The organism is Streptococcus sp. CL8.13, from assembly GCF_049737895.1.
Genome location: NZ_JBKOTT010000025.1, coordinates 1 through 8,772, shown reverse-complemented (window position 1 = coordinate 8,772; position 8,772 = coordinate 1). Strand labels below are relative to the sequence as shown.

The 8,772-nt window shown below is 42.7% G+C and carries 4 protein-coding genes; 3 read left to right on the top strand and 1 reads right to left on the bottom strand.

Translation table 11 applies throughout. The features are described from left to right. On the bottom strand, positions 1 to 382 hold a 382-nt coding region (locus tag ACLNCN_RS01630; protein WP_424844492.1), incomplete at its 3' end, for an HAD-IIB family hydrolase. A gap of 117 nt (positions 383 to 499) precedes the next feature. Between ACLNCN_RS01630 and rexB the strand changes: the two genes are divergently transcribed. From rexB to ACLNCN_RS01615, 3 genes are all read left to right on the top strand, one after another. Continuing rightward, complete coding sequence (gene rexB, locus ACLNCN_RS01625; protein ID WP_424844491.1) at positions 500 to 3,775, top strand: ATP-dependent nuclease subunit B; 3,276 nt, start codon at positions 500 to 502, stop codon at positions 3,773 to 3,775. Continuing rightward, positions 3,772 to 7,422 (top strand): helicase-exonuclease AddAB subunit AddA, encoded by a 3,651-nt coding sequence (gene addA / locus ACLNCN_RS01620; protein ID WP_424844490.1) that lies wholly within the window; start codon positions 3,772 to 3,774, stop codon positions 7,420 to 7,422. The genes rexB and addA overlap by 4 nt, the downstream gene beginning before the upstream one ends. Positions 7,423 to 7,636: 214 nt before the next feature. Next, a partial coding sequence (locus ACLNCN_RS01615) for a hypothetical protein (RefSeq protein WP_424844489.1) occupies positions 7,637 to 8,772 on the top strand: 1,136 nt, incomplete at its 3' end.

Below are 8,772 nucleotides of genomic sequence, written 5' to 3'. Positions count from 1 at the left end.
CATTTTCAATGATTTCATTAGGCTTACCACCGAGGACAAAATAATGCTCCTCATCAAAAAGAGTCAACTGAACATCACTTTTTTCAGCTAGGTCATAGAGGTATTCGATGTCTGCTGGACTAAGTTCTTGCCAGTCAACTAGTCCCCAGTCACTTGTCTGGTGAGTTGAACAACCGTTGTTAACAATGACATATTCGTTCTGGAGGTCAAGCCCCAGTTTTTTGTAGTAGGGGAGGACACCGAAAAGCGGGCGACCCGTACAGAGAACCAGTTTGACACCTTTTTCAATAGCTTGGTGAATAGCAGTAATATGAGCTTGTGGGATTTCCTTGGCTTCATTGAGGAGGGTTCCGTCCATATCCAAGGCTAGTAGTTTAATCATAAGTCTTCCTTCTTTATCTTTTGGTATTATTATAGCATATTTTAGAGGAAAGGAGGAGGAATCTTCGGGCTAATCATGGTATAATAAAAGGTAATGAAAAATTCCAACGAGGCTGAGATGAAATTACTTTATACTGATATTCGGACTTCTTTGACTGAAATTCTAACAAGAGAGGCGGAGGAGTTAGTTGCTGCTGGCAAGCGGGTCTTCTACATCGCCCCCAACTCTCTTTCTTTTGAAAAGGAACGCGCCGTGCTGGAATGCTTGTCCCAGCAGGCTTCTTTTTCGATTACCGTCACGCGCTTTGCGCAGATGGCTCGTTATCTGGTCTTGAATGACCTGCCTGCCAAGACCAGTCTTGATGATATCGGTCTTGGGATGGCCTTTTATAAATGCCTTTCGGAAATTGACCCCAAGGACTTGCGTGTTTATGGTGCGATTAAGCAGGATCCTCAATTTATTCAGCAGTTGATTGAACTGTATCACGAGATGACGACTGCTCAGATGAGCTTTTTAGACTTGGAGAGTTTGGCAGATGAAGACAAGCGAGTAGACTTGCTCTTGATTTTTGAGAAAGTAACGGCCTATCTTAACCAAGGGCAGTTAGCTCAGGGAAGTCAGTTGTCCCATTTGATTGAGGCTATTGAGAATGACAATGTAAGTAGTGATTTTACTAAAATTGCCTTGGTTATTGATGGATTTACCCGTTTTTCTGCCGAAGAAGAGCGGATTGTGGACTTACTTCACGGCAAGGGTGTTGAGATTGTCATTGGAGCCTATGCTAGTAAGAAAGCCTATACTAGCCCTTTTAGCGAGGGTAATCTCTACCAAGCCAGTGTGGACTTTCTCCATCATCTAGCCTCTAAATACCAAACTCCTGCTCAGGACTGTTCTCAAACTCTTGAAAAGATGGATAGTTTTGACAAGGCCTCTCGTTTATTGGAATCGTCCTATGACTTTTCAGAACTCACTTTGGATGTCGATGAGAAGGACCGTGAAAACCTACAAATCTGGTCTTGTTTGACGCAAAAGGAGGAGTTGGAGCTAGTAACCCGTAGCATTCGTCAGAAATTACATGAGAACTCAGACCTGAGTTACAAGCATTTTCGTATTCTCTTAGGTGACGTGCCTTCTTATCAATTATCTCTAAAAACGATTTTTGACCAGTATCAGATTCCTTTCTATCTTGGTAGAAGCGAATCCATGGCGCATCATCCCTTGACTCAGTTTGTCGAGTCTATTTTAGCTTTAAAACGCTATCGTTTCCGTCAGGAAGATTTGATTAATCTCCTCAGAACAGGTTTGTATACGGACCTTAGTCAAGCTGAAATTGATGCTTTTGAGCAATATATCCGCTATCTTGGTATCAATGGCTTGCCAGCCTTTCAGCAAGCCTTCACCAAATCCCACCATGGAAAATTTAATCTGGAGCGTTTGAATGCCCTTCGCCTGAGAATTTTAGAACCTCTTGAGACTCTTTTTGCTAGCCGAAAACAAAAGGCTGAAAATCTCTTGCAAAAGTGGAACTCTTTTCTAAAAGAAGGAGCTGTGACCAAGCAGTTACAAGATTTGACAGCCACTATGGAAGCTCTAGAACAGGAAAGACAAGCTGAAGTTTGGAAGGCTTTCTGTCATGTTTTAGAACAATTTGTGACTGTTTTTGCTGGTTCACAAGTTAGTCTAGAGGACTTCCTTGCCTTGCTTCATTCTGGGATGAGTTTGTCTCAGTATCGCACCATTCCAGCAACAGTGGACACTGTTCTGGTGCAGAGTTACGATTTGATTGCACCATTGACTGCTGACTTTGTCTATGCTATTGGTCTGACTCAGGACAATTTACCAAAAATCGCGCAGAATACCAGCCTTTTGACAGATGAAGAAAGACAAAGCTTAAACCAAGCGACAGAGGAAGGAACACAATTGCTGATTGCCAGCAGTGAAAACCTCAAGAAAAATCGCTATACTATGCTTTCCTTGGTCAATTCTGCTCGTAAGCAGTTGGTCTTGTCGGCTCCAAGCCTTTTTAACGAAAGTGAAAGTAAGGAATCTGCTTATCTTCAAGAGTTGGTCCATTTTGGATTTAGTCAAAAAGAGAAGAGGATGAATCACAAAGGGCTGTCTAAGGAAGATATGGGGTCCTATCACAGTCTTTTGTCTAGTCTGGTTGCCTATCACCAGCAGGGGGAGACGAGTGATACTGAGCAAGATTTGACCTTTATTAAGGTTCTGGCGCGTGTCATGGGTAAAAAACTAGAACAGCAAGGTCTGGAAAATCCAGCCCTCCCAATCAGTCCAAGCAGTAAGCAGTTGACTAAGGATACCTTACAGGCTCTCTATCCAGCTGACAAGGAATTTTACCTGTCTACGTCTGGTTTGACGGAGTTTTATCGCAATGAATACAGTTATTTCCTCCGTTATGTTCTAGGCTTGCAAGAGGAATTACGTCTACGTCCTGATGCCCGTAGTCATGGGAATTTCTTGCACCGTATTTTTGAACGGGCCTTGCAGTTACCTGATGAAGATTCCTTTGACCAACGTTTGGAACAGGCTATCCAAGAAACCAGCCAAGAACGCGAATTTGAAGCCATTTATCAGGAAAGTTTAGAAGCCCAGTTTACCAAGGAAATTTTGCTTGATGTTGCGCGGACTACTGGACATATTCTCCGACACAATCCAGCCATCGAAACCATCAAAGAAGAGGCAAATTTTGGTGGGAAAGAGCAGGCCTTTATTCAATTGGACAATGGACGGAGTGTCTTTGTACGAGGTAAGGTTGACCGCATTGACCGATTGAAAGCTGATGGAGCGATTGGAGTGGTAGACTACAAATCCAGTCTGACTCAGTTCCAGTTTCCTCATTTCTTTAATGGCCTTAATTCCCAGTTGCCAACCTATCTAGCTGCCTTAAAAAGAGAAGGGGAGCAGAACTTTTTTGGTGCCATGTACTTGGAAATGGCTGAGCCTGTCCAATCTTTGATGGCTGTTAAAAGTCTAGCAGGTGCAGTAGTAGAAGCTAGCAAGTCAATGAAATACCAAGGCCTCTTTTTAGAAAAGGAAAGCGGTCATTTGGCTGAATTTTACAATAAAAACAAGGCCAATCAGCTAACGGAGGAGGAATTCCAGCTCCTACTGGACTACAATGCCTATCTTTATAAAAAAGCGGCTGAGAAGATTTTAGTAGGCCAGTTCGCCATTAATCCTTATACTGAAAATGGCAGAAGTATTGCACCGTATGTTCAGCAACATCAAGCCATCACAGGATTTGAAGCCAATTACCACTTGGACCAAGCCCGTTTTCTAGAAAAGTTGGACTTAACTGATGGCAAGCGTCTGGTCGGAGAAAAACTCAAGCAAGCTTGGTTTGAAAAAATAAGAGAGGAGTTGAATCGATGAAGCCCATTCCCTTTTTAACTGAGGAGGAAATTCAAAAACTGCAAGATGCAGAAGTGAATTCGAGCAAGGAACAAAAGAAAACTGCCGAGCAAATCGAAGCCATCTACACTTCTGGTCAGAATATCCTGGTTTCAGCATCGGCTGGTTCTGGTAAAACCTTTGTCATGGCCGAGCGCATTCTGGATCAGTTAGCGCGTGGTGTCGAAATTTCTCAACTCTTTATCTCAACCTTTACCGTCAAGGCTGCGACTGAGCTTAAGGAACGTTTGGAGAAAAAAATCAGCCAACAAATCCAAGAGACGGATGGTGTCGAGCTCAAACAACACTTAGGCCGCCAGTTGGCAGACCTACCCAACGCTGCTATCGGAACTATGGACTCTTTCACACAAAAATTCCTTGGCAAACATGGTTATCTAATTGATATTGCGCCTAATTTCCGTATTTTACAAAACCAGAGCGAGCAACTCCTTCTAAAAAACGAAGTCTTCCATGAGGTCTTTGAAGCGCATTACCAGGGTAAACAGCAAGCAAAGTTTAGTCATTTGCTGAAAAACTTTGCTGGACGTGGAAAAGATGAACGGGGGCTACGCCAGCAAGTCTATAAAATCTATGACTTCCTCCAATCCACCAGCAACCCTCAGAAATGGTTAAGTAAGTCTTTCCTAAAAGGCTTTGAAAAAGCTGATTTTACCAGTGAAAAAGAAAAACTGACTGAGCAAATCAAGCAAGCCCTTTGGGACTTGGAAAGCTTTTTCCGTTACCATCTGGATAATGATGCTAAGGAGTTTCCAAAGGCTGCTTATCTAGAAAATGTTCAGTTGATTTTAGATGAAATTGGCTCCTTAAATCAAGAGTCCGATAGTCAGGCTTATCAGGCAGTGCTTGCGCGTGTTGTCACCATCTCGAAGGAGAAAAATGGTCGGGCTCTGACCAATGCAAGTCGTAAGGCTGATTTGAAGCCCCTGGCTGATGCCTACAATGAAGAGAGAAAGACCCAGTTTGCTAAACTAGGTCAACTGTCAGACCAGATAACCATTCTCGACTATCAAGAACGTTATCATGAAGATACATGGGAACTAGCTAAGACTTTCCAAACCTTTATGAGTGATTTTGTGGAGGCTTATCGTCAGCGTAAACGTCAGGAAAATGCCTTTGAATTCGCTGATATCAGCCATTACACTATTGAGATTTTAGAAAATTTCCCGCAAGTTCGTGAGGCGTATCAGGAGCGTTTCCACGAAGTCATGGTCGATGAGTATCAGGATACCAACCACATTCAAGAACGGATGTTGGAATTGCTGTCGAATGGTCACAATCGCTTTATGGTGGGGGATATCAAGCAGTCCATCTATCGTTTTCGTCAGGCAGATCCGCAGATTTTTAATGAAAAATTCCAACGCTATGCGCAAAATCCAAAAGAGGGCAAGCTCATTCTCCTCAAAGAAAATTTCCGTAGTAGTTCAGAAGTGCTGTCAGCAACCAATGATGTCTTTGAACGCCTTATGGACCAAGAGGTCGGCGAAATCAACTATGATAACATGCACCAACTTGTTTTTGCCAATACCAAACTAACTCCTAACCCTGACAACAAGGCAGAATTTCTCCTCTACGACAAGGACGATACAGGTGAGGAAGAAGAGAGTCAAACAGAAACGAAACTAACTGGTGAGATGCGCTTAGTTATCAAGGAGATTCTTAAACTTCATCAGGAGAAAGGTGTGGCATTTAAGGAAATTGCCCTTTTGACCTCCAGTCGCAGTCGAAATGACCAGATTCTCCTTGCCTTGTCTGAGTATGGGATCCCTGTCAAAACAGACGGCGAGCAAAACAATTATCTCCAATCCCTAGAAGTGCAAGTCATGCTAGACACCCTTCGTGTCATTCACAATCCCCTGCAAGACTATGCCTTGGTTGCCCTTATGAAGTCTCCAATGTTTGGTTTTGATGAGGACGAGTTGGCACGTTTATCCCTTCAGAAAGCAGAGGACAAAATCCAAGAGAATCTCTATGATAAGCTAGTCAATGCTCAAAAACAGACAACAAGCCATAAAAATTTGATCCACACAGCTCTAGCTGAGAAACTAACCCAATTCATGGAGATCCTAGCTTCTTGGCGCCTGTATGCCAAAACCCACTCCCTCTATGACTTGATTTGGAAGATTTACAACGACCGTTTTTACTACGATTATGTCGGAGCTTTGCCAAATGGTCCTGCTAGACAGGCTAATCTCTACGCCCTAGCTCTACGTGCTGATCAATTTGAAAAGAGCAATTTCAAGGGCTTGTCTCGTTTTATTGGTATGATTGACCAAGTCTTGGAAGCCCAGCACGATCTTGCGAGCGTGGCTGTCGCACCCCCCAAGGATGCAGTAGAACTCATGACCATCCACAAGAGTAAAGGACTGGAGTTTCCTTACGTCTTTATTCTCAACATGGATCAGGACTTCAACAAGCAAGACAGCATGTCAGAAGTCATTCTCAGCCGTAAAAATGGATTAGGTGTCAAATACATTGCCAAAATGGAGACAGGAGCAGTGGAAGATCACTATCCTAAAACCATCAAACTCTCCATTCCTAGCCTAACTTATATACAGAATGAAGAGGAATTACAGCTGGCAAGCTATTCAGAGCAGATGCGTCTGCTGTATGTTGCCATGACGCGGGCTGAGAAAAAGCTCTATCTTGTCGGTAAGGGCTCTCGTGAAAAGCTGGAGAGCAAAGAATTTCCTGCAGCTAAAAATAGAAAACTAAACAGCAACACTAGACTGCAAGCCAAGAATTTCCAAGATTGGATTTGGGCTATCAGTAAAGTATTTGCCAAGGATCATCTCAACTTTAGCTATCGTTTTGTTGGCGATGATCAGCTGACTAGAGAAGCTATCGGAGAGTTGGAAACCAAGAACCCTCTCCAAGATAGCTCCCAAGTAGACAATCGTCAGTCAGATACCATTAAAGAAGCGCTTGAAATGCTGAAAGAAGTGGAAGTCTATAATACTCTTCACCGCGCAGCCATTGAACTTCCTAGTGTTCAAACCCCAAGTCAAATCAAGAAATTCTACGAACCTGTTATGGATATGGAAGGTGTTGAGATTGCAAGTCAAGGACAGTCAGTAGACAAGAAAATCAACTTTGATTTGCCAGATTTTTCAACCAAAGAAAAGGTAACAGGAGCTGAGATTGGTAGTGCCACCCACGAACTCATGCAGAGAATGGATCTCAGTCAGCGACCAACTCTTGCTAGCCTGACAGAAACTCTCAAACAAGTTCAAACTAGCCAAGCTGTCAGAGACAAGATCAATCTTGCTAAAATTCTTGCATTCTTTGACACAGCACTCGGTCAGGAAATTCTCGCTAATACCAACCATCTTTATCGCGAGCAACCTTTTTCCATGCTCAAACGAGACCAAAAGAGTCAGGAAGACTTCGTTGTCCGTGGTATCCTTGATGGCTATCTACTTTACGAAGATAAAATTGTTCTGTTTGACTATAAGACAGACCGCTATGATGAACCGAGTCAACTCGTAGACCGCTATCGTGGTCAGTTATCCCTATACGGAGAAGCTTTATCACGATCCTATTCGATTGAAAATATTGAAAAATACTTGATTTTACTCGGTAAAGACGAGGTTCAAGTTGTAAAAGTATAATTTATACTCTTCGAAAATCTCTTCAAACCACGTCAGCTTCAGCTTGCTGTAGATATGGTTACTGACTTCGTCAGTTCTATCCACAACCTCAAAACTGTGTTTTGAGCTGACTTCGTCAGTCTTATCTACAACCTCAAAACTGTGTTTTGAGCAACCTGTGGCTAGCTTCCTAGTTTGCTCTTTGATTTTCATTGAGTATTAGAAAGGAGACCTCATGACACTTCCAGTTAGAAAATCCCTGCATGATGCGGTTTTACAGGCTTCAAAAGCTGATACTTGGGAACAAGCTACCAAGGAATGGAATGAAGTTTCCTTGATTTTTAACGGTATCGGCCGTAGCAATTGTGTCTGTGGAAATGCCATCAAGTACGCCTACGAACTCTTTAACGGTGTCACAGGTCAACGCCTCTTTCCGATTGGTAGCGACTGTGTTCGTCATTTTCATCGATTGACCCTTGACCAGCAACTGGAAGAGGAAGAAAAACTGCTCAGAAAGGTTGAAAATCTGACCAGAAAAGCCCAGAAAAAGGAAAAAATCAAGGTCAATAAAAGTGACTTTGACGAGCGACTTCTAAAATGGCTCTGGGAAAAAGGTGTTTTCAAACCCAATCGTGGCAATCAATTTGCGCCTGAGAGTGACTACCAGCTTTTCTTAGAAGTCTTTCAGGGAGGAAGTTGGACTAAGGCAGAGCCCAAGAAAAAGGCTCGGATGGAAGAAGTCCTTGAAAAGTGTATCAAACCCTTTTTACTTGGAAAACCAGATGACCAACTCTACCTTGTCAAGCTAGGTAAGGAGAAAATTGACTACGAACAAGAACTCCGTATTCAGGCAGAGAAAGAGCGCAAGAAGAGGGATAAAATAGCCAAGCAGTATGCAGACAATCTAGTTCTAGCCATGGGCCCAGCAGAGCGGGCTTATCAAGATTATTTTGGTTTTACAGAAACCCTGACTCAAGAAGAACGCAAATGGGAGAAAATTCTTTTTGGTAAAAATAGAACAGAACGGGCCATCAAGGCCAAACAATATCAAAAAGAGCTGGAAAAAGACCAACGAATTGCGAGTCAGGATCCAGTTGAAAGAAAACAGAAGCAGACTTGGCTCCTCAATTCCTATTTTCGTGACCTTCCTGAAGAAAAATCCCGATTTGCTCGACTCTTATTAGAATATCGAAAAAGTGGAGAAGTTCCCTTTTCAACCCAATACCTGTCAGATCATCTCATCAACTTTTTCTATAAAATGAAAGCTTTTGAGTTTGAAATCTCACCAGAACAAGTCCGAGACTTCTTAAAAGAAAGCCTTCAGACAGAACATCTATCCTCAGCACAAGAAAGCTGGATAGATGGAATTCT

Bases quoted from the DNA above. Each gene is read 5' to 3' on its own strand.
- rexB (WP_424844491.1), top strand. From the start codon at position 500: ATGAAATTACTTTATACTGATATTCGGACTTCTTTGACTGAAATTCTA.
- addA (WP_424844490.1), top strand. From the start codon at position 3,772: ATGAAGCCCATTCCCTTTTTAACTGAGGAGGAAATTCAAAAACTGCAA.